Raw genomic sequence first — 23,745 nt, 5'->3', positions numbered from 1 at the left:
CTCCCGCAGTGCGAACAGGCCCTATTCGGGCTGGCGCCGCTGGGCGGCGCGCAGCCCCCGGCTTTGCAGCGCGAAGCCGACGATGAACAGCAGCAGCCAGGCCAGCAGCGCGGTGCGCACGACCGGGTCGTCCGGGCCGCTGGCCAGCGGTGCCGACGCGGGCAGGCGCGTCAGCGTCTCGTTAATGCCGGGCACCAGCAGCAGGAAGAAGCTGAACGACAGCCCGAACGCCTGCAGATGCGGCCGCAACCCCTTCAGGAAGGCCAGCCTGGGCAGCAGCCAGGTGGCCGAGAACGCGGCCAGCAACGCCAGCACGCCCAGCACATGCCCGGGGTTGACGCCCTGGACGCTGGACAGGCCGAACGACGTCAGCACCGACAGCGTCAGCCCGCCGAGGTAGACCCGGCCCCAGCGCGTGGCGGGGTCGATGCGCCGGTCGCGGATCAGGCTGTACAGGCCGGCAACGACCGGCGGCAGGCTCAGCAGCGTGTGGGCAATGCCGAGGGCAGACAAGGGGTGGGGCATGGCGGGCTCCGTCAGTAGCAGCCTACTAGTAGGTAGTTTTTGGGGTTGAAAAGAACGCGGCCGAGGCCGCTGGCGGGTGGGTTCAGTGGGGCTGGGTCAGCCGCAGGATGGCGGGTTGCACGATGGTGGCGAAGGCCTTGGCGTCGTCCTGCGCGCGGGCCATCAGCATGGCGCCATGCACGACGGCCATGAAGGCCTGCGCCGAGATGGCGGGGCTGTTCAGCAGGTGGAACTGCCCGCGCGCCGCGCCGCGCTGCAGCACGGTGGCCAGCCATGCCGTGACGTCTCGGAAGTGGGCCTTGACCTCCACCGCCACGTCGGCCGGGATGGTGGGCAGTTCGGTGGCCAGCATGGCGCAGATGCAGAACGGGTGCTCGCCGCTGCGGATGCAGCCGGCCCAGTAGTCGGCGTAGGCGTTCAGCTCGGACAGCGGGTCGTCGAACTGCGCCTGCAGCGCGCCCAGGCCCGCCGCCGCCTCTTGCCGGTACAGCGCGACGACGCAGGTCACGAGCTCCGCCTTGCTAGGGAAGTGGTGGTGGATGCTGGCCTTGGTGATGCCCACCCGCTCGGCCAGGTCGGCATAGCTGAAACTGTTGTAGCCGCCGGCCACGAGCAGCGAGCGCGTGTGCGCGACGATCTCGGCGGCCTTGGGGGAGAGTTCGGGTGACATGATGGGTCGCACTCTACTAGTTGGTAGGGTGCAAGTCAACTGCCGCTAGCGATAGCGGTCCAGCGCCGGCCGCGCCAGCGTCGCCAGCATCGCCACGCCGGTGTAGTGGCCGACGAGCTGCGTGATCTCGATGAGCGCGGCGTCGTCGAAATGCGCGCGGGCGGCCGCCCAGCTGGCGTCGTCCACGTCCAAGCGCTGCACGAGGCCGTCGACGAGCTGCAGCACGGCCAGCAGGTCAGGTGTCCACAGCGCGGCATCAGGCACGGGCTCGCGCAGGTCGGCGATCTGCGCATCGCTCAGGCCCATGCGGCGCGAGATCGTCTGCTCGTGCAGGTTGAACTCGTAGCCACAGCGGTTCATCGCGCAGGTGCGCAGGATGACGGCCTCGCGCAGCAGCGGCGCCAGGCGCTGGCGGTCCGCCAGGCCCGTGGGGCCGAGGAAGCCGCTGTCCACCATCTCCTTGAACAGCTCGCCGTGGCGGGCCACGGTCAGGAAGATCTGCGGGGGCGGGAAACCGGGCGGCAGCAGGCGGTCCATGCGCCGGGCGAGGTCTGCCGGCAGCGGCAGCGGGTGGGGAGCGATGCGGGGCGAGGCGGGTTGGGTTTTCATGCTTCGGAATCAGAAGCGTTGCGGTGAGGCGGACTCTAGCTGCTGTTGCTTCTAAAATCAAAGCATGACGACGACACGCCTGGCCGCGCTGCTGGCCGACGACACGCCGGCCTCCGGCAAGGACGCGCTGAACGCCGCGCTGGAGCTGTTCCAGCGCCGCTGGACGCTGCGCATCCTGTGGGAGCTGCGCGGCGACGACGCGAGCCTGAACTTCCGCGCGCTGCAGGCGGCCTGCGGCGATGTGTCGGCCTCGGTGCTGAACCAGCGGCTGGCCGAGCTGCGCGAGGCCTTGCTCGTGGAGCACGATGCTGGCAGCGGCTACCGGCTGGGCGCGCAGGGCCGCAAGCTGCTGGTGGCACTGGAGCCGCTGATGCAATGGGCGCCGCGCTGGGCGCGCGAGGTGCAGCGCGGCAGCTCTCGCTGATCCGCGCTCACGCCTTGCCGGGCCGGCGTTCGTCGAGCGCCGCCAGCGCCCGCTGCGATGACGCCCGACCCCGCTCGTCGCCCAACTGCGTGCGCTGGGCCAGGGCTTCGGTGAAGCGTGCCCGCGCCTCGTCGAGGCGGCCTTGTTCCATCAGGTTGCGGCCCCAATGGTGCAGGGCCATCGCCTGCAGGCGCTGCCAGCCACCGGCGCGGGCCAGTGCCAGCGTCTTGTCAAAGGCGCGGCTGGCCTCGTCGCGCCGGCCGGCGTACTGCAGCGCCGTGGCGTAGGCATTCCAGAACCAGCCCGCCGGCTCTTCGCCGGGCATGGCTTCGGCGAGCGGCAGATGCTCGTGCAGCAGCTGCAGCGCGTGCTGCTCGCGGCGCGCGGTGGTCAGCAGCGCCGCAAGGTCGGCCGCGTGGTCCACGATGGCCAGCCGGTCACCCGCTTGCTGAGCGCGGGCCAGCAGGTCGTGCTGCTCATCCAGGCTGCGGGCCAGCGCGGCGGCGTCCGGCGCCGTGAAGCGCATGAACTCGGCCACGGTGTCCAGCATCGCGACCGGGCGCGAGGTCAGGCGGGCACGCGCACCGCCAGCCGCGCCTTCTCGATGGCGGCCAGCAGCGCCTCCTCGGAGAACGGCTTGCCCAGCAGCTGGGTCACGCCGGCGGCGCGGGCCTGCTCCTGCTTGTCGTCGGACGACGTGATCATCAGCACCGGCAGCTCGGCCGTGGCCGGTGCGGCGCGCACCTGGCGGGTCAGCTCGAAGCCGTCGATGCCGGGCATCTCGACGTCGGTGATCAGCACATGCGGGCGCTCGGCGGCCAGCAGCTCCAGCGCCTGCTCGCCGCTTTCGGCCAGCGCGACGCGGTAGGTCTGCGCGGCCAGCAGCCGGCTGAGTTTGACGCGCACGATCTTGGAGTCGTCGGCCACCAGCACCAGCGTCTCGTCGGCGCGCAGCTCGCGGGTGGGCTGGGCCGCGGCAGCAGCGGCGGCGTTCGCGGCGGCTTCCTCGGCCTGGCGCGCGGCTTCGGCGGCCGCTTCGCGTTCGGCACGTTCGCGGGCTTCGGCAGCCAGGCGCGCGGCCTCGGCTTCCGCGGCGGCGCGGGCGGCCTCGGCGGCAGCCGCTTCGCGCTGGGCCTGTTCCCGCGCGGCGGCCTCGGCGGCTTCACGCTCGGCCTGCTCGCGAGCCTGTTGTTCTGCAGCTTCGGCGGCGGCCCGGGCTCGGGCTGCTTCCTCTTCGGCGGCGCGGCGGGCCTCGGCCTCCGCGGCCAGGCGTGCAGCCTCTGCGGCTTCACGCGCCGCTTGCTCGGCGGCCTCGCGTTCGGCCTGCTCACGGGCAGCAGCCTCAGCCGCTTCGCGTTCGCGGGCTTCGGCGGCCAGGCGTGCGGCTTCGGCCGCCTCGGCTTCACGGGCTGCGGCCTGTTCGGCGGCTTCGCGCTCGGCGCGCTCACGGGCCTCGCGCTCGGCGTCCTCGCGCGCCCGGGCGGCCTCGGCGGCCTGCTCGGCGTCATGGCGGGCCTGGTCGCCGGCCAGGCGGGCAGCTTCGCCCTCGGCGATGCGGCGGGTGATGTCGGCGACGTCGCGCTCGGCCTCGGTGTTCCCGCGCGACTCATCCGCCAGGCGGCGGGCTTCGGCGGCGGCGGCCAGCGGGGGCTCGGCCGGCGCGGCGTCGCGTTCGGCGGCCAGGCGCTGCGCGCGGGCGACGTGCTCCGCCTGCTCCAGCGCGGCGCGCTGGGTCTCGCGGTGCTCGGCAGCGTCGCGGGCACGCTGCTGGCGCCGACGGCCCAGCCACACCAGCCACACGACAACCACCGCGACCGCGGCGGCCAGAATCCAGATCAACAGCTCATTCATGGTTGGGGGGACCGCTCGACATCGCGGTCAGCAGGCGCCATCTTGGCGCCCAAGCATGGCAGCTTAACGAAGGCCAGGGTGTCTTGCGTTCGTCATGCGGGCTTGTCGGCAGTTTTGCTCGGTTTCTGGCCGGGTTCAGGGCATGGCCGGCCGCGGTGGCGCCTGCAGCTCGAAGGCCACCCGCGCCCAGCGGCCGCGGCCGTCCAGCGCGGTCAGCGCATGCGTGCCGGGCTGGCGCAGCGTCAGCGTCTGCACGCCGCCGGCGGCCTCGCTGCTGCCGGCGAGCTGGCCGTCCAGCAGCCAGGCCACGCCCTGCTGCGCGCCAATGGCCTGCAGCCGCAGCGTCACGTCGCGCTGGCCCGGCGTGGGCCGCAGCACGGTGCCGGGCTCCAGGCCGACGATGCGCAGCGCCTGCGCCGACGGCGTGCGCGGCATGCAGCCGGGCGCCCAGGGCAGGCGCTCGGCGGGGTCCAGCAGCGCGGCGTCGAGGAAGGGGCCCAGCAGCGTGGGCCAGCGCACGGCTTCGGTGCGCACGGCGTCGGGCGCGCAGTCGGGGCGCACGCGCTGGCCGTGCTGCGTCCACACGGCCTGCACGAGGCCGCCGGGCTGCAGCCGGTCGGGCAGCGTGGGCGGCACGGCGCCGTCCAGCGTCCAGGCGGTGCGGCGCTGCAGGCAGTGTTCGGGAGGCGTGGCGGCCTCGGCCGTGCCCAGCGGCCAGCAGATGGGCACGGCCCGCACGCTGTCGGGCTGGCGGCGCGGGGCCAGTTGCTGCCGGGCTTCGTCGGGGCCCAGCGCCGCGGCGATGTCGCGCAGCAGCGGGGCCGACGTGTTGGCGCCGAAGTGGCCGGGGTTGGGCGTGCCGTCGGGCCGGCCCACCCAGACGCCGAAGGTGTAGCGGTCGGTCACGCCCAGCGCCCACGCGTCGCGGAAGCCGAAGCTGGTGCCGGTCTTCCAAGCGACGCGCTGATTGCCCTCGCGGAACGGGCTGCCGGGCCGGCCGCCGTTCTCCAGGATCTCGCGCACGATGAAGGCGGCGCCCTCGCTCATCAGCCGCGTCTCCTGCACGGGCTCACCGGGCGTGAGCCGCGGCTTCGCCGCAAGGCCGCCGCGGGCCAGCGCCGTGTAGGCACCGACGAGTTCTTCCAGCGATGTGCTGCCGCCGCCCAGGATGAGGCTGAGGTTGGGCGCCGCGTTGGCCGGCATGCGCAACCGCAGCCCCGCGTGGCGCAGCCGGCCGGCAAAGCGCTCGGCACCCAGGCGCTCCAGCAGGTCCACGGCGGGCACGTTCAGCGAGCGCTGCAGCGCCTCGGCCACGCTGACGGGGCCGGAGAAGTCGGCCTGGAAGTTGCCCGGCGCGTAGCCGCCGAAGTTCTGTGGCGCGTCGATGAGCAGGCTCTCGGAGTGGATCAGTCCTTCGTCCAGCGCCATCGCGTACAGGAAGGGCTTGAGCGTGGAGCCGGGCGAGCGGTGGGCGCGCACCATGTCCACGTGCGCGCCGCGGCGCGTGTCGGTGAAGTCGGCCGAGCCGGCGTAGCCGCGCACTTCCAGCGTGCGGTTGTCCACCACCAGCGCGGCCATGGAGTTGGCGTCGGGCAGCGTGTTGAGGCGGTCGGCCAGCAGCTGCTCCAGCCGCGCCTGCAGGCCGGCGTCCAGCGTCGTCTGGATGACGGCCTCGGCACGGCCGGCGCGGCGGGCCTGCTGGCGCAGCCGCTCGGCGGCCAGCGGCGCCAGCCAGCGCGCGCGCAGCGGCGGCGCGAAGACGCGCTCCAGCTTGGCGTCGGCCACGTCGGCGGCGCTCCACACGCCCAGCGTCTGCATGCGCGTGAGCACCTTGTCGCGCGCGGCCTGGGCGGCCGCGACGGCGCGGTCGGGCCGCAGCCGCGTGGGCGACTGCGGCAGCGCGACGAGCAGCGCGGCCTCGGCCTGCGACAGCTCGGCCGCGCCCTTGCCGAGGTAGGCGCGCGCGGCCGTCTCCACGCCCTCCAGCGGGCCGCCCATGGGCGCGAGGTTGAGGTACAGCGACAGGATCTCGTGCTTGCTGAGGTGCAGCTCCAGTTGCAGCGCGCGGGCGATCTGCCTCAGCTTGGCCGGCACGCTGCGGCCGGCGGCGCGCTCGTCCACGAGCCGGGCCACCTGCATCGTCAGCGTGGACCCGCCCGACACGATGCGCCCGTGCCGCGCCCACTGCCACGCGGCGCGGGCCAGTGCGACGGGGTTGACGCCCGGGTGCCAGCGGAACCAGCGGTCCTCGTAGTGCAGCAGCGCGGCCAGGTAGCGCGGCGACACGGCCTCGGGCGTCGTCGGGTGGCGCTGCGCGCCGTCGTCGCTGGCCCAGCTGCGCAGCGGCGTGCCGTCGGCGGCCAGCACGGTCAGCGTGGGCGAGGTGGCGGTGGGCTGGGGCAGTGGGCAGGCGAAGTCCAGCGCGAGGACGAGCAGCCCCAGCGCGGCCACGGCCAGCTCGAAGCGGCGCAGGCGGCCGGTTCGCAGGGCGGCTGCGCGGGCGGCCGTCACCGCCAGAACTTGAACCGTGACTTGCTGCGCTTGAAGCGCATCAGCGGCACCGCATGCGGGTCGAGTTCATCGGCCGACACGACGCCCTCGATGGTGAAGCCGAAGAACTCCCGCAGCGTGGCTTCGCCCAGCTCCAGGGGGTGAAACGGCAGCGGGTAGGGGGTCTCGCCGGCTTCCAGCTCCGCGGGGTCGTCTGCGGGGTGGTCTCCCCGCCAGAAGGGCAGCTCGAAAGGCAGGCGCTCGCCGATGTCTTCCATGACGCCGCTGTCGGGCGCCACGCTCAGCGACCGCACCAGCCGGCCGTTTTGCCAAAGCGCAAACGCGAACCAGTCCACGACGCTGTGCATCGCATGCAGGCAGACGGTGGGCAGCGGACCGGCCGCCTTGAGGAAAGCCGCGGGCAGCTTGGAGGGGTGATCGATCGCGAAGTCCGTGGACACCGCAACACCCGCGCTGCCAAAGCGGGACACCAGGACCTCGCCGTCCCGCGCAAACGTCTCGCCCAGGTCGCTGTCCGGCAGCGGGGTCAGCTTGTCCTTGGCGAACAGCGCTGCGGCCAGCGCCGTGCTGGCGCCGCGATCAGGCGACGGCAGTGTGCGCAGCTGACGGGCGAGGTCGCCGTCGCTGAATCCCATCATGCAGGTCTTGGCGCCCATGGCGTTCCTTTGTTGTCGGTCAACGCGGGCTGGACGCCGCATGCGCGGCACGCAGCTGCTTCAGTTCGGCGGTGAGCCACTGCGCGCTCTCCACCGGTGCCCTGCCCGCGCAGCGCACGAGATAGGGCTTGCCGCTCATGCTGCTGCTGGACGCGCTCTGCTCGATGAACTGCTCAGCGGTCTTCACGAGGTCTTTGCCTTCGAGGTAGTCCAGCTTCTTCAGCAAATGCGCCTTGGCGTCGGAGCCGGCATACCAGCTGCCGTTGCGGTTGAACTCGCAGCCGGAGGCCTGCAGGCGGGTCAGCAGCGCGTCGACCTCGGCGCGGGCGGCGGGGGGCAGCGGGGCGGCGCCCGCCACGGGGGCGAGCAGGAACAGCACGAGGGACGTGAGGACGGTGCGCATGACCGGATGCTACGAGGCCTTGCCTGTAGCTCGCCGCGCGGCAGCGGGGCCGGGGCTGTGTCGAAGGTGATGGAGCGCCTGCGCCTCAGTCGCGCGGCGCTGGCGCTGCACCGTGCTTGTGCTTGGTTAGCTGGCCGTCATGGTGAGGGCTCAGGCGAGCAGAGGCGGGGAGATTGGGGACGACGGGGTTTAGATTTGAGACCTGACTCCGATCCTTCACCACCGCCACAGCCAGCCAGGGTGGCGCACGGCGTCATAGTCGCGAGATGACTCGTGCCGCAATGTGATGAAAGAGATATGCAGGCCAGGTGGATCATCGGCGGAGTGCCGTTCCCGCTCGGCGGGCCGGGATCGCGTCAGGGGGCGACGCGAGACGCGCGCCAGTCTGCCGTGCTCTCTCTTAATTCCGAGTTAACGGCGGGGTGACCAGGGCACAAGACCGGCAAAAGAAGGACGTTGCGACTTGTGTGCTTGCGTTCGCCTGGAGACTCAAGCCACTGCCGATCCGCAATGCTTGCACTTCTTGGCCTTGGTCAGGATGCGCTCGGCACAAAGGGGGCATTCCTTGGTTTCTGGTTGCCCTGAATCCGAGGTGGGCTGTGACTGAGGTTGCAGCGCCCCCGAGGCCGCCGCGAACATCTTCTCTCGGCTACCACCGAAAATAAGCCGAAACCAGAAAGTCCATATCTTCACGAACGCCCAGACGAGGATCGGCAAAAAGATCACGCCAAGGATGACGCCGCCACCGCCTTTGGCAAAGGCAAGGTTGGGTGTCAAAAGCAGCAGCAGCATTGGGGTGCGCGCTTTTGCTGCAGCAAACCTCGGCGTGGCGCGGGCGTTGTTCAACAAGGGTTCCTCCTGGCAGGCGCCAAGCATGGCGCCGTTGTACTTGCCGAAACCAAGACGAGTCACGCAAGCCGTTGCTAACGGATTGGCAACAGGCACACCGGTGCGGCAGCTCCCTGACAAGGGAATGCTAGTTCGTCACAAGCGACGCCAGTTGCAGCTGGACCGGTGTCGCTTCACTTCTTGTCGACTACCGTGATTTCTCCCTCAGCTTTCCCCACCCCCCGAATCTCCGCCCGATACATATCCTCCGCAAACGTCGCCGGCACCACGTACCGGCCCGGCGTCACCACGCGCACCAGGTAGAACAGGTCCAGCGGCTGCCCCAGCTGGGCCACTGCCACGAAGCGGTCGTCGCGGTATTCGGTGTGGACGATGCGCTCGTTGGCATTGGCCTGCGCCACGTTGACGCCGTCCACCGTGAACTCGCCGGCCTGCGGGCCCTGGCTCAGGTTCAGGTTCTCGATCTCGAAGCCGGCCGGGATGCGGTCCACCACCAGGCCGTCCTTGATCTGCTGCGCGGCCTTCACGCGCAGGCGCACGATGAACATCTCGCCGGTCGTGAACTGCCGTGCCGTGACCGGCTTGCCGGTGGTCGTGAACATCGCTCGTTCCACGCTGATGCGCTCGGCGCTGGGCGCCGGTGGCTTGACCGGGTAGCCCTGGGCCGTGACGTCCAGGTACAGCGGCTTGTCGCCGTCGTTTCTCAGCGCCAGGCCCGACTTGAGTTGCGCGACGTCGAAGCTCTGCTGGCCGGTGCCGCTGCCGGTCCACGCGTCGCTCTTGGCGCCGACGGCCAGCGTCGTCTTCCAGCCGTCGTCCTTGCCGGCGCCGTTGGTGGCGGCCTGCACGGCGAGGAACAGTGCCAGGCGCTCCTGCGTGGAGTAGTAGTTGCGGCGGCCGAAATCGTCGGCCAGGTCGAACAGCAGGTTCTCGCGCTTGTCGTGCTGGACCTTGTGGCGCAGCAGCAGCGCGTAGGCCAGCGCGCGGTCGCGGATGCGCGAGCCGTAGTCGCCCAGCCACTGGCCCCAGTAGCCGTCGTCCGGCTGGTAGCCGTAGCCGCGCGTCATCGCGTCGTCCAGCGCCGCCTTGGCGCGGGCCTCGTCGCCCATGGCCTTCAGCGCCAGCGACAGCTGCACCAGCGGCAGCGGCGACAGCGCGTTGCCGCGGTGCTGGTCGTGCAGCGTGCGCAGCGTGGCCAGCGGCGCCTTCTGCTCGCGGGCCAGGATGTAGCCGGCATGCGCCGCTTCCGCGAACCGCTGGTGCGCGATGCGCAGCAGCTCGGCGTCGCGGTAGTCGGCAATGGCGCCCTTGTCGGTGCGGCGCGGCTCCTTGGGTGGCGTGGTCTGCTGGCCGGGGCTGCGCTGGAACTGCTCGGTCAGGTTCTCCAGCGACTTCTTCAGCTGCGCCTCGGGCACGGCGAAGCCGGCGTCGCGCGCGTCCTGCAGGAAGCCGGTGACGTAGGCGCTCAGCCAGCCCTCGTAGGGGCTGCTGGCGGCCCACAGGCCGTAGCCGCCGCGGGCCTGCTGCATGCCTGCGAGGCGGGCGAAGGCGCCCTCCAGCCGCTTGGCGCGTTCCTCGCGTGGCACCGGGGTCAGGCCCCAGCGCCTGGCGGCCTCATCGTCGATGAAGACCAGCGGGTAGGCGCTGGACGTCGTCTGCTCCAGGCAGCCGTAGGGGTACATCAGCAAGCCCTTGACCTGCTCCTTGATGTCGATGGGCGGCGTGTTGGAGATGCTCATCGCCACGTTGGCGGAGCCGCTCCAGTAGGCGTCCAGCAGCGCCTTGTCGACGGCCTGCGTGGCGCCGGGCTCGATGCGGATGCGGCGGCTCTCGCGCGTCAGCGGCGTGACGGGCTGCACCTGCAGCGCGGCCTCGCGCACCAGGCTCAGCGTGCCGGCGCTGACAGTCAGCTTGATCGGCGCCAGGCCGTAGGCGTCCAGTGCCTCGGCCTGGAAGCGCAGGATCTGGCGCTGCTTGTCGGCGAGCTTCACGCTCTCGGCCGCGCCGGTGATGCGCACGGGACCGGTCGCCGTCAGCGCCACGCGCACGTCCTGCGGCGCGCCACTGAGGTTGGTCACGTCCAGCGCGATGGTCGCCTTGTCGCCCGGCGCGATGAAGCGCGGCAGGTTCAGCTCGGCCACCAAGGGCGCGGCGACGACGGTCTCGGCCTGCGTGCTGCCGTAGCTGTCCGCGCTCGACACGACAGCCATCAGCCGCAGCGTGCCGTTGAAGTCCGGCAGCTTGACGCTGATGACAGCCTCGCCCTTGGCGTCCAGCGTGACGGGCCCGCTGAACAGGTCCACCAGCAGCACCTTGCGCGGCATGCTCTGCGTGTCGCGCTTGCCGGCGTCGCCGCCGAAGCGCTGCTGCGCGGTGTTGCCGTCCATCTTCTCGATGAGGCGGCCGTAGAGGTCGAGGATGTCGGCGCCGTAGCGGTGCTTGCCGAAGAAGAAGTCGGCCGGGTCGGGCGTCTTGAAGTTGGTGATGTTCAGGATGCCGACGTCGACCGCCGACACGGTGACGATGGCCGGCTTGCCCGCCAACTGCGGCACCTTGACCTTGATCGGCAGCGCCGTGGACGGCTGCGTCTTGGCGGGCGCTTCCAGCGCCACCTTCAGCTTGCGGTCCTCCCGGTTCAGCGGCAGGTGCACCAGGCCCAGCGCCCGGGCCGGCGTCACGCGGTCGCCCTGGCTGCCGGGGCGGAAGGCGGCGACGGTGACGTACAGGTCGTTGCGCGCCCAGGCGGCATCGACCGGAATGTCTAGCTCCGTGCCCGCGGCCTTCACGCCGACGCGCTTGCTCCACAGCACCTTGTCGCCTTCCACGGTCACCACGGCCTCGCCGTCGTGCGGCGGCTTGATGGTCAGCTTGGCCGTGTCGCCGGGCTTGAACGGCGCGCCCTTCAACTGCAGCTGCACGCGGTCGGGGCGGTTGCCGAGGTCGTCGGCGTCCTGCGCGCCGTAGCCGGCATAGAAGGCGTAGCGCAGCGTCTGCTTGGTGTCGGGGTCCTCGATCTCCAGGCGGTAGCGGCCCCACTTCACCGGCAGGTTGACGGTGGTCTTGGCGGCCAGCTTCAGCGCGCGGGCCTCGACGAGCTCGTCCGTCGTGTTGAAGCCCGAGTGCCAGCCGCGGCCGTCGTCATAGCGCCAGTACCAGTTGCGCTCCTCGTAGGTGAGCGTGAGCTTCAGGTCCTTGGCCGGCTTGAAGGCGCCGGTGGGGTCGACCCGCACGATCTCGAAGCCGGCCAGGCCCTGTTCGGGCGCGACGTTGCGGTCGAACAGCGGGCGCACGGCCACGAGCGCCGGCGCCGGCCACCAGGTGCGCTCCAGGCTACGCACCACCGGCCGGCCGCCACTCTCCAGCAGGCTGAAGGCGCCGCGCACGCGCATCGGCGAGTGACGCTCGGCCAGGTTGGCCGTCAGCGCCACCTCGGCCTTGCCGTCGGCGTCCAGCTCCTGCTCGGGCACGTCCTGGCGCGAGCGGGCCTTGTCGTCGGCGAAGTCGCCGAACAGGAAGCCGGGCAGCTTCTGGCCCAGCGGGTTGGCGAGGCGCTCAGTGGAGACGGTGGCCTGCAGGCGGTTGCCGGCGGCGGGCGCGCCGTACAGGTAGTCGCCCTGCACCTGCACGGGCAGGGTGACGTCGCCCTGCAGCGCCGCTTCGGGCGCGGTCAGCGTGAGCTTCATGCGCTCGGGCAGGAACTCCTCGACCTTGAAGGCCCATTGCGCGTCGGGAGCCTTCGCGGCCGGGTCCACGCGGGCCTGCAGCGTCCAGCCGCCGGTGGGCGCGTCGGCCGGCAGCGCGACGGCGTGCTGGAAGTAGCCCTGGCCCAGCTTGCCCGGCTGCACCAACTGCTCGATGAGCTTGCTGCCGTCCGGCTTCTTGATGGTCAGCGTCAGCGGGATCAGCTTGGCCGGCACGCGGCCGTCGGCGTCGCGCGACAGCACGGACACGTTGAACGTCTCGCCGGGCCGGTACAGGTCGCGGCCGGCGTAGACGAACAACTTGTTGCTGCGCGACGGGTGGCCGGTGGCGTCGAACTCACTCAGGTCCAGCGCTGCGTCGCGCAGCGACAGCACGGACATCTCGCTGCCCTTCTTCGCCAGCACGGCGCGGGCCTTGTCGCTGCTGCCCAGGAAGATCGCGTGGCCGTCGCCATCGGTCTGTGCCTGGGCCAGCGCCTTGCCGGCCTCGTCGACGAGGCTGAGCTCGATGCCGCTCTGCGCCTTGCCGCTCTTCAGCGACGTCGTGAACACGTCCAGCTGCGCGGCATGGCGGCGCAGGTGCAGGCCGATGTCGGTCACGTAGTAGTGCGTGACCTGGTAGTCCCAGCCGAAACGGCCGGGCTGGCTCATCACGGCGATGTAGATGCCGGGCTCCTGCAGCGCCTTGATCTTCTCGACGGGCAGGAAACTGACGTTGCGGCGGTTGGGCCGCTCGTCGGTCTTGAAGCGGGTGATGTAGACGCTGTCGGTCATCGCGCGCAGCTCGTCCAGCGCCCAGCCGCCCACGGTGCCGCGCAGGCGGCGCTGGTTGTCGCTGTAGCCGTCGTAGTAGTACTCGCCCTCTTCGTCGGTCGTGCCGCGCTCGACGCGCTCGCGCCGGCCGCCCACCTGCTCCAGGAAGGCCGGCAGCGACGCCGGCTTCACGCGCAGGAACTGCACGTCCACCTCGGGCGTGTTGATGCTGACGACCGGCAGGCCGCCGTTCTGCCCGGCCGGCAGCACGAGGCCGCGGCTGGCGAAGTAGAAGCTGGCCGGCATGGCCTCGCTGGCGGCGTCGCAGGTCTGCGCCGTGGCCAGCTTGTTGCCCGAGTGCGAGGCCAGCTCCGCCTTCATCGTGATGCGGTAGGCGCGGTCCGGCGTCACGTAGGGCAGGTACAGCACGCGCGGGTTGTCGCCCAGCACCCAGCGGGCGGCCAGCGGCTTGAAGCTCGCCGGGTCGGCGGGCGCGGCCTTGGAGGACGGGTCGTCCGGGTCGGCTCGTCTGCCGGGCGTGCCCTCGGCCGCGGTCAGCAGTGCGCCGAAGTCCTGCCGGCGGTCCAGCGCCTGCGTGAACATGACGGCGATGGCCGGCGAGCCGTCCAGCAGCCGCGCCTTGCACTCGGTGAAGGAGAAGGCCGCTTCCTCGGCGCCGATCTCGGCGCTGCTGGGCAGCGCCGGTGAGCGGTGGGTGGCCCACCAACCGCCGGCTGCCGCCGCCGCCACGACCACGGCCGCAATCGCGCCCTGTACAAGCCTGGATGCCATCCCGTTTCTCCGCTGAGTGCGCGGCGAGTGTAGGGAGGCTCAACGACGGATCTGGGCGGAGAAATTCCCCAAGTTGGGGAGGCGGCTCAGCGCTGCGGCGCCTGCATGGCCAGCGGCTCGTCCAGCAGGTCGCTGGCGGGCAGCACCACCAGCGTCAGCGCAAAGCCCAGCAGCGACACGAGCAGCGTGGCGGTGAACTTGAAGCGGGCTGACGTGGCCATGGCTTGATAGTGGGCCATGCTTGCCGTGCGCGCTCCCCCTAACTCATCAGTGAATGCTGACGGCGTGTTGGCAGCAGTCGACAGCGCGGGCGCCGCCTCAGCCGGCCCGCCACTGGCCGGGCGTGGCGCCCGTGGCCGTCTTCACGTGGCGGCTCAGGTGGCTGGCCCCGGCGTAGCCGCAGGCGGCGGCGATGTCGGCCAGCGGCAGGCGGGTCTCGCGCAGCAGTGCGCGGGCGCGGTCCAGCCGGCGGGCGGCCACCCAGTCGTGCACCGTGCAGCCCATGGAGGCGCGGAACATGCGGGCGAAGTGGAACTCCGACAGGTTCGCCTGGGCCGCCAGCCGGGGCAGGCTGAGGTCGGCGCTGTCCAGGTGCGCGTCGACGAAGGCCAGCACGCGCCGGCGCGCCGCGCTGGAGAGCCCGCCGGCCGAACGCTCGGCCCGCTGGCGTTGGCGCGGTTGCGCCGCCTGCAGCACGAGGTGGTCCAGCGCGGCCTGGCTCAGCGAGTCGATGCGCAGGCGCTCGGTCGGGTCGCGCCAGTCCCGCGCGGCGACGCCCTGGGCCCAGGTGGCCAGCACGGCGTCTTCGCCAAAGATGCGCTGTTCCAGCGTGAGGGCGCGCGGCTCGGCGTCCAGCAGGCGCACGGCGCGGTCGGCCCAGGCGCTGGCCGACAGGTACAGGTGCACGAAGCGCAGCGGCCCTGCCACGTTCCAGCGCGATTCGTGCTCGGCCGGCAGGATGCAGTGGCAGCCGGGGCGGCCGGTGTCGCGCGGCGTTTCCACGAGGTGGGTGCTGTGCCCGCCCTGCAGGTAGACCGACAGCGTGTGGTGCCCCGGCCGCTGGTAGTCCATGCGGCCGCCGTGGTTGTGCCACTGCACCAGGCGCAGCCCGTCGGCCAGGGCCAGCTCGCGCTCGCGGCGCGCGTGCGAGCGGCCCAGCACGTCGAAGACGGGCTGGTCAGCGGTCGCGCCGGCGGTCAGTGGGGCCATGCGGCGATGCTAGGCGGGAAGCCCTTCACCGTGCCGCCCTGGGGGCGACGATGCGCAGGAATGTGCAATCGCCCGGCCGGCCGCCGCGCCACGATGGCGGCATGAATGCAGTTCTCTACGGGTTGGTCGTGCTGATCTGGGGCACGACGTGGATCGCGCTGAAGTGGCAGCTGGGGCCGGTGCCCATCGCGCTGTCCATCGCCTACCGCTTCGGGCTGGCAGCGCTGGTGTTGTTCGCCTGGCTCGTCTGGCGGCGCCAGCTGCTGCTGCCGCGCGGCAAGGCGCTGGGCTGGGTGCTGGCGCAGGGGCTGTGCCTGTTCTGCCTGAACTTCGTCTGCTTCCTGAACGCCAGCCAGACGGTGGCCAGCGGCCTGGTGGCCGTGGTGTTCTCCAGCGCGGCGCTGTGGAACGCGTTGCTGGCGCGCGTGGTGCACGGCCGCGTCATCGCACCGCAGGTGCTGGCCGGTGGGGCGTTGGGGCTGTCGGGGCTGGTGCTGCTGTTCTGGCCCGAGATCAGCGGCGGGCATGCCACCGCGGCCGGCCTGGCCTGGGCGCTGGGCGGCACGCTGTGCTTCTCCACCGGCAACCTGCTGTCTGCCGCGCTGCAGAAGGAAGGGCTGAAGCCGGTGCAGACCAACGCCTGGGGCATGGCGGTGGGCACGGCCATCCTGACCGGCTACGCGCTGGTGGCCGGCGTGCCGTTCGCGTTCGACGTGAGCGCGCGCTACGTCGGCGCGCTGCTGTACCTCGCCATCCCCGGCTCCGTCATCGGCTTCACGGCCTACCTGACGCTGGTGGGGCGGCTGGGCCCGGAGCGTGCGGCCTACAGCACGGTGCTGTTCCCGGTCGTTGCGCTGAACGTGTCGGCCTGGGCGGAGGGCTACCGGTGGACAGCGCCGGCGCTGATCGGGCTGGTGCTCGTCATGGCCGGCAACGTGCTCGTGTTCAGGAAGAAGACGCCTTCGGCTTCCGTTCCAGCAGCGCCATCACCTCACCCACCAGCCCGCGCCTGAAGGCCAGCACGCAGACGATGAAGATCAGCCCGGTGACGAGGCTGACCGATTCGCCCAGGCTGTTGAACCAGGCGATGCCGGTCAGCTCGCCCAGCCAGTTGCCGAAGTCGCCGATCTTGTTCTCCAGCGCGATGATGACCAGCGCGCCGACGATGGGGCCCACCAGCGTGCCCATGCCGCCGACGAGCGTCATCAGGATGACGAGGCCGGAGGTCGTCCAGATCGCGTCGGTCAGCGTCGCGAAGCCCAGCACCAGCGTCTTCGTCGCACCGGCCAGGCCGGCCAGCGCGGCGGACAGCACGAAGGCCAGCAGCTTGAAGTGCGCGGTGTCGTAGCCCAGCGACGTGGCGCGGGCCTCGTTCTCGCGGATGCTGGTGAGCACCTGGCCGAACGGCGAGTGCACGATGCGGTAGATGAGCCAGAACGCGGCGATGAAGATGCCCAGCACGACATAGAACAGCGTCAGGTCGCTGTGCAGATCGATGCCGAGGAAGCTGCCGCGCGGCACGCTCTGCAGGCCGTCTTCCCCGCCGGTGAACGGCGCCTGCAGGAAGAAGAAGTACAGCATCTGCGCCAGCGCCAGCGTGATCATCGAGAAATAGATGCCCGAGCGGCGGATGGCCAGCAGGCCGAACAGCAGGCCCACGCCCGCAGCGCCGGCCATGCCGACGAGGATGCCCACCGGCGTGGGCAGGCCCCAGACCTTCAGCGCATGGCCGGTCACGTAGGCCGCCGTGCCCAGGAAGGCCGCGTGGCCGAACGACAGCAGGCCCGTGAAGCCCACCAGCAGGTTGAAGGCGCACGCGAACAGCGCGTAGCACAGCACCTTCATGACGAAGACGGGGTAGGCGCCGAAGGTCGGCAACAGTGCGATGCCGACGAAGAGGGCGGCGTAGCCGAGCAGCTTCTTGTTCATTTCTCTTTGCCGAAGAGGCCCGCGGGGCGAACCAGAAGCACGAGGGCCATGACGACGAACACGACTGTGTTGGACGCTTCGGGGTAGAACACCTTGGTCAGCCCCTCGACGATGCCCAGCCCGAGGCCGGTCAGGATGGAGCCGAGGATGGAGCCCATGCCGCCGATGACGACGACGGCGAACACCACGATGATGAGGTTGCTGCCCATCAGTGCCGACACCTGCAGGATGGGTGCGGCCAGCACGCCCGCGAACGCCGCCAGCGCCACGCCACCGGCGTAGGTCAGCGTCACCATGCGGGGCACGTTGATGCCGAAGGCCTGCACGAGCTTGGGGTTCTCGGTACCGGCGCGCAGCTTGGCGCCCAGCGACGTCTTCTCGATCAGCGCCCACACGGCGAAGCAGACGATCAGGGACGCGACGACGACCCAGGCCCGGTAGTTGGGCAGGATCATGAAGCCGAGGTTGGTGGCGCCCTGCAGCGCGTCGGGCACCTGGTAGGGCTGACCCGACACGCCGTAGACCGAGCGGAACACGCCCTCGATGACCAGCGTGATGCCGAAGGTCAGCAGCAGGCCGTAGAGGTGGTCCAGCTTGTAGAGCCACTGCAGCATCGTGCGCTCGATGACGATGCCGACGAGACCGACGGCGACTGGCGCGAGACCGAGCATGACCCAGTAGTTCAGCCCCAGGTACTCCAGCCCCATCCAGGCGAAGAAGGCCCCCATCATGTACAGCGCCCCGTGGGCGAAGTTGATGATGTTGAGCATGCCGAAGATGACCGCCAGGCCCAGCGACAGCATCGCGTAGAACGAGCCGTTCACGAGGCCCAGCAGCAGCTGGCCGAGCAGCGCGGGCAGGGGAATACCGAAGATCTCAGTCATCGCGCCGACTCAGGAGGTCACTTCTTCACCAGCGGGCACTTGCTGTCGGCCAGCTTCGTGAACGCTTCTTCGCCCGGGATCTTGGCGACGACCTTGTAGTAGTCCCACGGCTCGGTGGATTCCTTCACCGACTTCACCTGCATCAGGAACATGTCGTGGATGCCGCGGCCGTCTTCCTTGCGGATGGTGCCCTTCGTGTAGAAGTCGTTGATCGGCGTGTCCTTCATCTTGGCGACCACCTTGTCGGCGTCGTCGCTCTTCAAGGCATCGACGGCCTTCAGGTAGTGCGTGACGGCGGAGTAGTCCGCCGCCTGCAGCGAAGAGGGCATGCGCTTCATCTTCTCAAAGAACCGGCGGCTCCATGCGCGCGCTTCCGGGCTCTGGTTCCAGTACCAGGAGTCGGTGAGGTACATGCCCTCGGTGGTCTTCAGGCCCAGCGAGTGCACGTCGTTGATGAACATCAGCAGGCCCGCGAGCTTCATGCCCTTGGTGATGCCGAACTCGTTGGCCGCCTTGATGGCGTTGATGGTGTCGCCGCCGGCATTGGCCAGGCCCAGGATCTGCGCGCCGGAGCCTTGGGCCTGCAGCAGGAAGCTGGAGAAGTCGCTGGCGTTCAGCGGGTGCTTGACGCTGCCCTTCACCGTGCCGCCGTTCTTCTGCACGACGGCCGTGGTGTCGGCCTGCAGCGCCTGGCCGAAGGCGTAGTCGGCGGTCAGGAAGTACCAGTTCTTGCCGCCCGCCTTGGTGACCGCGCCGCCGGTGCCGTTGGCCAGTGCCACGGTGTCGTAGGCGTAGTGGATGGTGTAGGGCGTGCAGCTGGCGTTCGTCAGCGCGGAGCTGCCGGCGCCGATGGAGATGAAGGGGCGCTTCTTCTCGGCGGCCACGGTGGCCATGGCCAGGTTGGCGCCGGAGTTGGTGCCGCCGATCAGCAGGTCCAGCCCCTGCGTGTCGATCCACTCGCGGGCCTTGGCCGAGGCGACGTCGGCCTTGTTCTGGTGGTCGGCAAAGATCAGTTCGATCTTCTTGCCGGCGGCCATGCCCTTCATGTCGGCGATGGCCATCTTGAGGGCCTCCACGCCGCCGGCGCCGTCGATGTCGGCGTACACGCTGGACATGTCGGTCAGGAAGCCGATCTTGATGACGTCGCCGGAAATCTGGGCCTGGGCGGCGAAGCCGGCGGTGACGAGCGCGGTGGCGATGAGGGTCTTCTTCATGGTTTGTCTCCTGGGATGAAGGGGGCCTGTTAACGCTATGGCAATGTGTCGCGAAGGCCCACCGCGAGGGGCCAATCAAGGCGCAGCGCGACGCTCGCACTCGTGTGCGGGCAAGCGGTGCAACGCCGAGTGGCCCCTCGCGGTGGGCCTTCCCGAAGGGTTGTTACCAAAAGGGCCGCGCGCGGCGTTGCAAATCCTCGCCGGGTGCCCAACCCGGCTCCGGTTTGCGCCTTGCTCGCGGCCCTTTTGGTAACAACGCGACCCATTGCCATAGCGTTAACAGGCCCTAAACGCTGAGCAGCTCGTCCATCTGCGCCTGGTGGGCGGGCAGGTCGGCTGCGGGGAAAGACAGCACGACCTCGCCGTGCTCGATGACGATGAAGTGGTCGGCCAGTGGCGCGGCGAAGCGGAAGTTCTGCTCCACCATGACGATGGTGAAGCCCTGGCTCTTCAGCGCGCGGATCATGCGGGCCAGGGCCTGGACGATGACGGGGGCCAGGCCTTCGGAGATCTCGTCCAGCAGCAGGATGTCGGCTCCCGTGCGCAGGATGCGCGCGACGGCCAGCATCTGCTGCTCACCGCCGGACAGCCGCGTGCCGGGGCTGTTGCGACGCTCCGCGAGGTTGGGAAACATGGCGTAGATCTCGGTCTCGCTCATGACCTTGCCGCGCCGGGCTTTGAGCAGCGGCGGCAGGCGCAGGTTCTCCTCGGTCGTCAGGCTGGCGAAGATGCCGCGCTCTTCGGGGCAGTAGCCGAGGCCGAGGTTGGCGATGCGGTGGGTGGACAGGCCGATGGTTTCTTCCCCGTGGACCTTGATGGAGCCCTTGCGCGCGCCGGTCAGGCCCATGATGGCGCGCAGCGTCGTCGTGCGGCCGGCGCCGTTGCGGCCCAGCAGCGTGACGACCTGGCCGGGCTGCACGGACAGGTTGATGCCGTGCAGGATGTGGCTTTCGCCGTACCAGGCATGCAGGTTGGCGATTTCGAGGGCGGGCGTGGCCATGTCAGTGCGCTCCCTGCAGCTCGGTGGCTTCGGTGCCCATGTAGGCCTCCAGCACGGCGGGGTGCTTGGACACGGTCGCGTAGTCGCCCTCTGCCAGCACGGCGCCGCGGGCCAGCACGGTGATGCGGTCGGCAATGCTGGCCACCACCTTCATGTTGTGTTCCACCATCAGCACGGTCCGCCCTTCGGCCACGCGCTTGATGAGCGCCGTCACGCGGTCCACGTCCTCGTGGCCCATGCCCTGCGTCGGCTCGTCCAGCAGCATCAGCTGCGGCTCCATGGCCATCGTGGTGGCAATCTCCAAAGCACGCTTGCGGCCATAAGGCAGGTCGGCGGCTTTCAGCGACGCCATGTCGCGCAGGTCCACCAGCTCCAGCAGCGACAGCACCTTGGCGTCCAGCGTCTTCAGGCCCGTGAGCCCCTTCCAGAAATGGAAGCTCGTGCCGGTGAAGCGCTGCAGGCCGATGCGCACGTTCTCCAGCACCGTCAGGTGCGGGAACACGGCCGAGATCTGGAACGAGCGGATGACGCCGCGGCGCGCGATCTGCGCCGAGGTCTCACCGGTGATGTCGGTGCCCGCGAAGACGATGCGGCCGCGCGTCGGCGTGAGGAACTTGGTGAGCAGGTTGAAGCAGGTCGTCTTGCCGGCGCCGTTGGGGCCCAGCAGCGCGTGGATGTGACCGCGCCGCACCTGCAGGTTGACGGCGTCCACGGCGGTGAAGCCCTTGAACTCCTTCGTCAGGTCCTGCGTTTCGAGAATGAATTCGCTCATGGACGTACCGGTTGCGCTGCGACTCTAGGGCCTCAGCCATGACGCTGGCTTACGGGCATTCACGGGGTTTGATCCGCAGAGAGGAAACGTTCGATCAAGCCGATCTGCTCGGGGGTGTTCAGCGCCGGCGCATGGCCGCAGCCAGGGATCAGCGCCACCGCCGCGCGCGGGCCGCGCTCGCGCATGGCCTGTGCCGTTTCCGCGGTCAGCAGCGTCGAGTCCTCGCCGCGCAGGCACAGCACGGGCAGGTCCAGCTGGTCCCACGCCGCCCACAGGCCGTAGTCGTCGGGGTGGTGCTCGAACTGCTGTGCCAGCGCGGGGTCGTAGTGCGGCGTCACGCGGCCGTCGGGCAGGCGGCGCAGCGAGTGTTCGGTGAGCGCGCGCCACTGGCTGTCACTGAGGTGACCGAAGCTCGCGTAGATCTCGCGGAAGTAGCCCTCCAGCGCGCTGACCGTCGCGAAGCTCGGCGGCTGGCCGGCATAGGCCTGGATGCGGGCCAGCGCAGGCGCGGCCAGCTCGGGCCCGTTGTCGTTCAGCACCAGCCGCTTGATGCGGCCGCGCAGCCTCGTTGCCGCGCCCAGCGTGCCGATTGCGCCGCCCATGGATGTGCCCACCCAGTGAACCTTCTGCAGGCCCAGCTGGTCCAGCAGCGCCTCGGCCTGCTCCACGTAGAACGCCAGGCAGTACTCGCGCGCCGGGTCCACCGCCCACTGCGAAAGGCCGCGGCCCAGCGTGTCGGGGCAGACGACATGCCAGCGCGAGCAGAGTGCGGTCGCGAAGTCGTCGAAGTCGCGACCGGTGCGGGCCAGACCGTGCCAGGCGATGACGGTTGGCGCGGCGGCATCACCCCATTCGGTGATGTGGATCTCGCGACCCAGGCAGTTCAGGTAGCGCGATCTCATGTTTTGCTTCTCCCTCGCGTCCACGCCGCCAGCCGCAGGCGCCCGACGATGCCGCCGGGGAAGTGGTACACGGCCAGCACGAACAGCAGGCCCAGCCACAGCAGCCAGCGGTCGGGCGACACCAGCGTGCTCAGCACGGGCACGCCGTCCACCAGCGAGCCGGCGCCCTTGAGCAGCGCCTGCAGGTAGTTCTGCGCGACGATGAACAGCACGCTGCCGATGACTGCGCCGTAGACCGTGCCCATGCCGCCGATGACGACGATGAGCAGCAGGTCCAGCATGATCTCCATGCTCATGGCCGTCTCGGGGCCGGTGTAGCGCAGCCACAGCGCCAGCAGCGCGCCGCCGCAGCAGGCCAGCAGCGCGGCGACGATGTTGGCGCCGGTGCGGTAGACCACCACGCGGTAGCCGATGGCCTCGGCGCGGAACTCGTTCTCGCGGATGGCCTGCAGCACGCGGCCGAACGGTGAGTTGACGATGCGCAGCAGCAGCGCGATGAGCAGCGTGACGGCGACGAACAGCCCGTAGTAGGTCAGCAGCTTGCCGTCCAGCATGACGCCCAGCACTGGTTCGTCCATGAACTCGGTCGACGGTCGCAGCACGTCGGGCAGCTGGAAGTTCAGCCCGTCCTCGCCGCCGGTCAGGTCGCTGAGCTGCGAGCACAGCGTCATGAAGGCCGACGCGACCGCCAGCGTGATCATCGCGAAGAAGATGGCCTTCACGCGCAGGCTGGCCAGGCCCATGCCCAGCGCCAGCACGGCGCTCAGCGCGAGCGCGGCGATGAAGCCGATGCCCAGCGACGCCCAGTCCGGGCCGAGCCGTGTCGACGCGATGGCGATGCCGTAGGCGCCGATGCCGACAAACATCGTGTGCGCGAAGCTGACGATGCCGGTGTAGCCCAGCAGCAGGTCGTAGCTGGCCACCAGCAGGATGAACACGAGGATCTTGGCTGCGACGTTCAGCGCCTGCGTGCCGGGGAAGATGAACGGCGCACCGAGCAGGCCAACGAAGCAGGCGATGAGCAGGGCAGCCAGGATGCGGCTGCGCGGCAGGTCATGGGACAGCAGTGCGCGGAACATCACTTGGCCCCCACCGGGTAGAGGCCTTGCGGGCGCCACAGCAGGATGGCGACCATCAGCCCGATGTTGGAGAACAGCGCCGCCTTGGGCGCGATGAAGCCCACGTAGTTGGCCACCAGGCCAACGAGCAGCGCGCCGACCAGGCAGCCCACCGTGGAGCCCAGCCCGCCGATGATGATGACGATGAACAGCAGCAGGTTCACCTGCGCGCCGATCTGCGGCGTGACGCCCTGTTGCACTAGGCCCCACAGCACGCCGCCCAGGCCCGCCAGCGCCGAGCCGGCGACGAACACGCCGACGAACAGGCGGCGGATGCGGTAGCCCAGCGCCTCGACCATCTCGCGGTCCTGCACGCCGGCGCGGATGAGCAGGCCGATCTTGGTGCGGTTCAGCACGAGCAGCAGCGTGACGAGCACGGCCAGGCCGATCAGCATGGACAGCACGCGGAACTTCTCTACCGCGACGTCGCCGAACAGGAAGATGCCGCGCAGCGCGTCGGGCAGCGGCAGCGGGATCATCTGCGCGCCCCAGCTGGCCTTGATCAGCTCCTCGCCGATGATCATGCCGCCCATGGTGATGAGGATCTGCTTGAGGTGCTGGCCGTAGACGGGTCGCACCAGCACGCGCTCGAACACGAGGCCCACGGCGGCGGCGATGGCCATGCCGGCCAGGCAAGCTGTCGCGAGGGCTGCCAGGTTGGCGAGGACGTCTAGGCTGGATGCCCACGGCGCCATCGCCGCCAGCACGGTGGTGGCCATGAAGGCGCCCAGCGCGATGAACACGCCGTGGCCGAAGTTGAGGACGTCCATCAGGCCGAACACCAGCGTCAGGCCGGAGGCGATGACGAAGATGATCAGGCCCATGGCGATGCCGGCCAGCGTCAGGTTGAGCCAGCTGGAGGCGCTGCCGGTCAGTGGGAGCGCGAGCAGTGCCAGCGCAGCAAGCAGTGCAATGGGTTTGGGGTCGAGTTTCATTTGCTCGCTACTTCTGGGTGGTGGCGAGTGCCGTGCCG

At 70.2% G+C, this 23,745-nt stretch carries 22 protein-coding genes; 2 read left to right on the top strand and 20 right to left on the bottom strand.

The features are described 5' to 3' along the window. Nucleotides 1-21: 21 nt before the first annotated feature. From AC1Q7O_RS11285 to AC1Q7O_RS11275, 3 genes are all read right to left on the bottom strand, one after another. Entirely contained in the window at nucleotides 22-525 is a 504-nt protein-coding gene (locus AC1Q7O_RS11285; RefSeq protein ID WP_492659507.1) for a hypothetical protein, read from the bottom strand. A gap of 82 nt (nucleotides 526-607) precedes the next feature. Further along, entirely contained in the window at nucleotides 608-1,195 is a 588-nt protein-coding gene (locus AC1Q7O_RS11280; protein ID WP_492659506.1) for a TetR/AcrR family transcriptional regulator, read from the bottom strand. 45 nt (nucleotides 1,196-1,240) lie between these two features. Continuing rightward, on the bottom strand, nucleotides 1,241-1,804 hold the full coding sequence (locus AC1Q7O_RS11275; protein ID WP_492659505.1) for a carboxymuconolactone decarboxylase family protein: 564 nt from the start codon (nucleotides 1,802-1,804) through the stop codon (nucleotides 1,241-1,243). 64 nt (nucleotides 1,805-1,868) lie between these two features. Here AC1Q7O_RS11275 and AC1Q7O_RS11270 point away from each other — a divergent pair, with 64 nt between their 5' ends. Then, the gene (locus AC1Q7O_RS11270) at nucleotides 1,869-2,228 is read left to right on the top strand and encodes a winged helix-turn-helix transcriptional regulator (RefSeq protein WP_492659504.1); all 360 of its coding nucleotides are present in this window, start codon (nucleotides 1,869-1,871) and stop codon (nucleotides 2,226-2,228) included. Between the two features lie 7 nt (nucleotides 2,229-2,235). Here the strand turns inward: AC1Q7O_RS11270 and AC1Q7O_RS11265 are convergent, their stop codons facing one another. From AC1Q7O_RS11265 to AC1Q7O_RS11225, 9 genes are all read right to left on the bottom strand, one after another. Continuing rightward, entirely contained in the window at nucleotides 2,236-2,778 is a 543-nt protein-coding gene (locus tag AC1Q7O_RS11265) for a tetratricopeptide repeat protein (RefSeq protein ID WP_492659503.1), read from the bottom strand. A gap of 17 nt (nucleotides 2,779-2,795) precedes the next feature. After that, complete coding sequence (locus AC1Q7O_RS11260) at nucleotides 2,796-4,079, bottom strand: response regulator (protein WP_492659502.1); 1,284 nt, start codon at nucleotides 4,077-4,079, stop codon at nucleotides 2,796-2,798. 135 nt (nucleotides 4,080-4,214) lie between these two features. After that, complete coding sequence (pbpC, locus tag AC1Q7O_RS11255) at nucleotides 4,215-6,590, bottom strand: penicillin-binding protein 1C (protein WP_492659501.1); 2,376 nt, start codon at nucleotides 6,588-6,590, stop codon at nucleotides 4,215-4,217. Next, nucleotides 6,587-7,246 carry a DUF6928 family protein gene (locus AC1Q7O_RS11250; RefSeq protein ID WP_492659500.1) on the bottom strand — a complete coding sequence of 220 codons (660 nt, stop codon included), beginning with the start codon at nucleotides 7,244-7,246 and terminating at the stop codon, nucleotides 6,587-6,589. The genes pbpC and AC1Q7O_RS11250 overlap by 4 nt, the downstream gene beginning before the upstream one ends. 19 nt (nucleotides 7,247-7,265) lie before the next feature. Next, nucleotides 7,266-7,649: a DUF5329 family protein gene (locus AC1Q7O_RS11245; RefSeq protein WP_492659499.1), complete on the bottom strand. Its 384-nt coding sequence runs from the start codon at nucleotides 7,647-7,649 to the stop codon at nucleotides 7,266-7,268. A 489-nt stretch (nucleotides 7,650-8,138) separates the two neighbouring features. Continuing rightward, nucleotides 8,139-8,498, bottom strand: a complete 360-nt coding sequence (locus tag AC1Q7O_RS11240; protein ID WP_492659498.1) for a hypothetical protein — start codon at nucleotides 8,496-8,498, stop codon at nucleotides 8,139-8,141. A 173-nt stretch (nucleotides 8,499-8,671) separates the two neighbouring features. Continuing rightward, a complete protein-coding gene (locus AC1Q7O_RS11235; protein WP_492659497.1) occupies nucleotides 8,672-13,744 on the bottom strand; it encodes an alpha-2-macroglobulin family protein in 5,073 nt (1,690 codons plus the stop codon). Between the two features lie 86 nt (nucleotides 13,745-13,830). Continuing rightward, nucleotides 13,831-13,983: a hypothetical protein gene (locus AC1Q7O_RS11230; protein WP_492662701.1), complete on the bottom strand. Its 153-nt coding sequence runs from the start codon at nucleotides 13,981-13,983 to the stop codon at nucleotides 13,831-13,833. A gap of 79 nt (nucleotides 13,984-14,062) precedes the next feature. After that, nucleotides 14,063-14,953: a helix-turn-helix domain-containing protein gene (locus AC1Q7O_RS11225; RefSeq protein WP_492659495.1), complete on the bottom strand. Its 891-nt coding sequence runs from the start codon at nucleotides 14,951-14,953 to the stop codon at nucleotides 14,063-14,065. A gap of 101 nt (nucleotides 14,954-15,054) precedes the next feature. On the opposite strand from AC1Q7O_RS11225, the gene AC1Q7O_RS11220 reads away from it, so the two are divergent. Next, the gene (locus AC1Q7O_RS11220) at nucleotides 15,055-15,966 is read left to right on the top strand and encodes a DMT family transporter (RefSeq protein WP_492659494.1); all 912 of its coding nucleotides are present in this window, start codon (nucleotides 15,055-15,057) and stop codon (nucleotides 15,964-15,966) included. On the opposite strand, the gene AC1Q7O_RS11215 is transcribed toward AC1Q7O_RS11220, so the two are convergent. The 8 genes from AC1Q7O_RS11215 to AC1Q7O_RS11180 form a co-directional block, all read right to left on the bottom strand. Next, entirely contained in the window at nucleotides 15,899-16,882 is a 984-nt protein-coding gene (locus AC1Q7O_RS11215; protein WP_492659493.1) for a branched-chain amino acid ABC transporter permease, read from the bottom strand. The genes AC1Q7O_RS11220 and AC1Q7O_RS11215 overlap by 68 nt on opposite strands. Beyond that, the gene (locus tag AC1Q7O_RS11210) at nucleotides 16,879-17,766 is read right to left on the bottom strand and encodes a branched-chain amino acid ABC transporter permease (RefSeq protein ID WP_492659492.1); all 888 of its coding nucleotides are present in this window, start codon (nucleotides 17,764-17,766) and stop codon (nucleotides 16,879-16,881) included. The genes AC1Q7O_RS11215 and AC1Q7O_RS11210 overlap by 4 nt, the downstream gene beginning before the upstream one ends. 17 nt (nucleotides 17,767-17,783) lie before the next feature. Continuing rightward, nucleotides 17,784-18,980 carry an ABC transporter substrate-binding protein gene (locus AC1Q7O_RS11205; RefSeq protein WP_492659491.1) on the bottom strand — a complete coding sequence of 399 codons (1,197 nt, stop codon included), beginning with the start codon at nucleotides 18,978-18,980 and terminating at the stop codon, nucleotides 17,784-17,786. Nucleotides 18,981-19,266: 286 nt separating this feature from the next. Then, nucleotides 19,267-19,980 carry an ABC transporter ATP-binding protein gene (locus AC1Q7O_RS11200; RefSeq protein WP_492659490.1) on the bottom strand — a complete coding sequence of 238 codons (714 nt, stop codon included), beginning with the start codon at nucleotides 19,978-19,980 and terminating at the stop codon, nucleotides 19,267-19,269. A 1-nt stretch (nucleotide 19,981) separates the two neighbouring features. Further along, nucleotides 19,982-20,752: an ABC transporter ATP-binding protein gene (locus AC1Q7O_RS11195; protein WP_492659489.1), complete on the bottom strand. Its 771-nt coding sequence runs from the start codon at nucleotides 20,750-20,752 to the stop codon at nucleotides 19,982-19,984. 59 nt (nucleotides 20,753-20,811) lie between these two features. After that, nucleotides 20,812-21,654: an alpha/beta fold hydrolase gene (locus AC1Q7O_RS11190; RefSeq protein ID WP_492659488.1), complete on the bottom strand. Its 843-nt coding sequence runs from the start codon at nucleotides 21,652-21,654 to the stop codon at nucleotides 20,812-20,814. Continuing rightward, complete coding sequence (locus AC1Q7O_RS11185) at nucleotides 21,651-22,733, bottom strand: branched-chain amino acid ABC transporter permease (RefSeq protein ID WP_492659487.1); 1,083 nt, start codon at nucleotides 22,731-22,733, stop codon at nucleotides 21,651-21,653. The genes AC1Q7O_RS11190 and AC1Q7O_RS11185 overlap by 4 nt, the downstream gene beginning before the upstream one ends. Beyond that, on the bottom strand, nucleotides 22,733-23,707 hold the full coding sequence (locus AC1Q7O_RS11180; protein WP_492659486.1) for a branched-chain amino acid ABC transporter permease: 975 nt from the start codon (nucleotides 23,705-23,707) through the stop codon (nucleotides 22,733-22,735). The genes AC1Q7O_RS11185 and AC1Q7O_RS11180 overlap by 1 nt, the downstream gene beginning before the upstream one ends. Nucleotides 23,708-23,745: the final 38 nt, after the last annotated feature.

It is taken from the genome of Roseateles sp. GW823-FHT07B05 (assembly GCF_058794515.1).
Note: the sequence above shows the minus strand (reverse complement) of the source record. Positions and strands in the feature narration are given on the sequence as shown.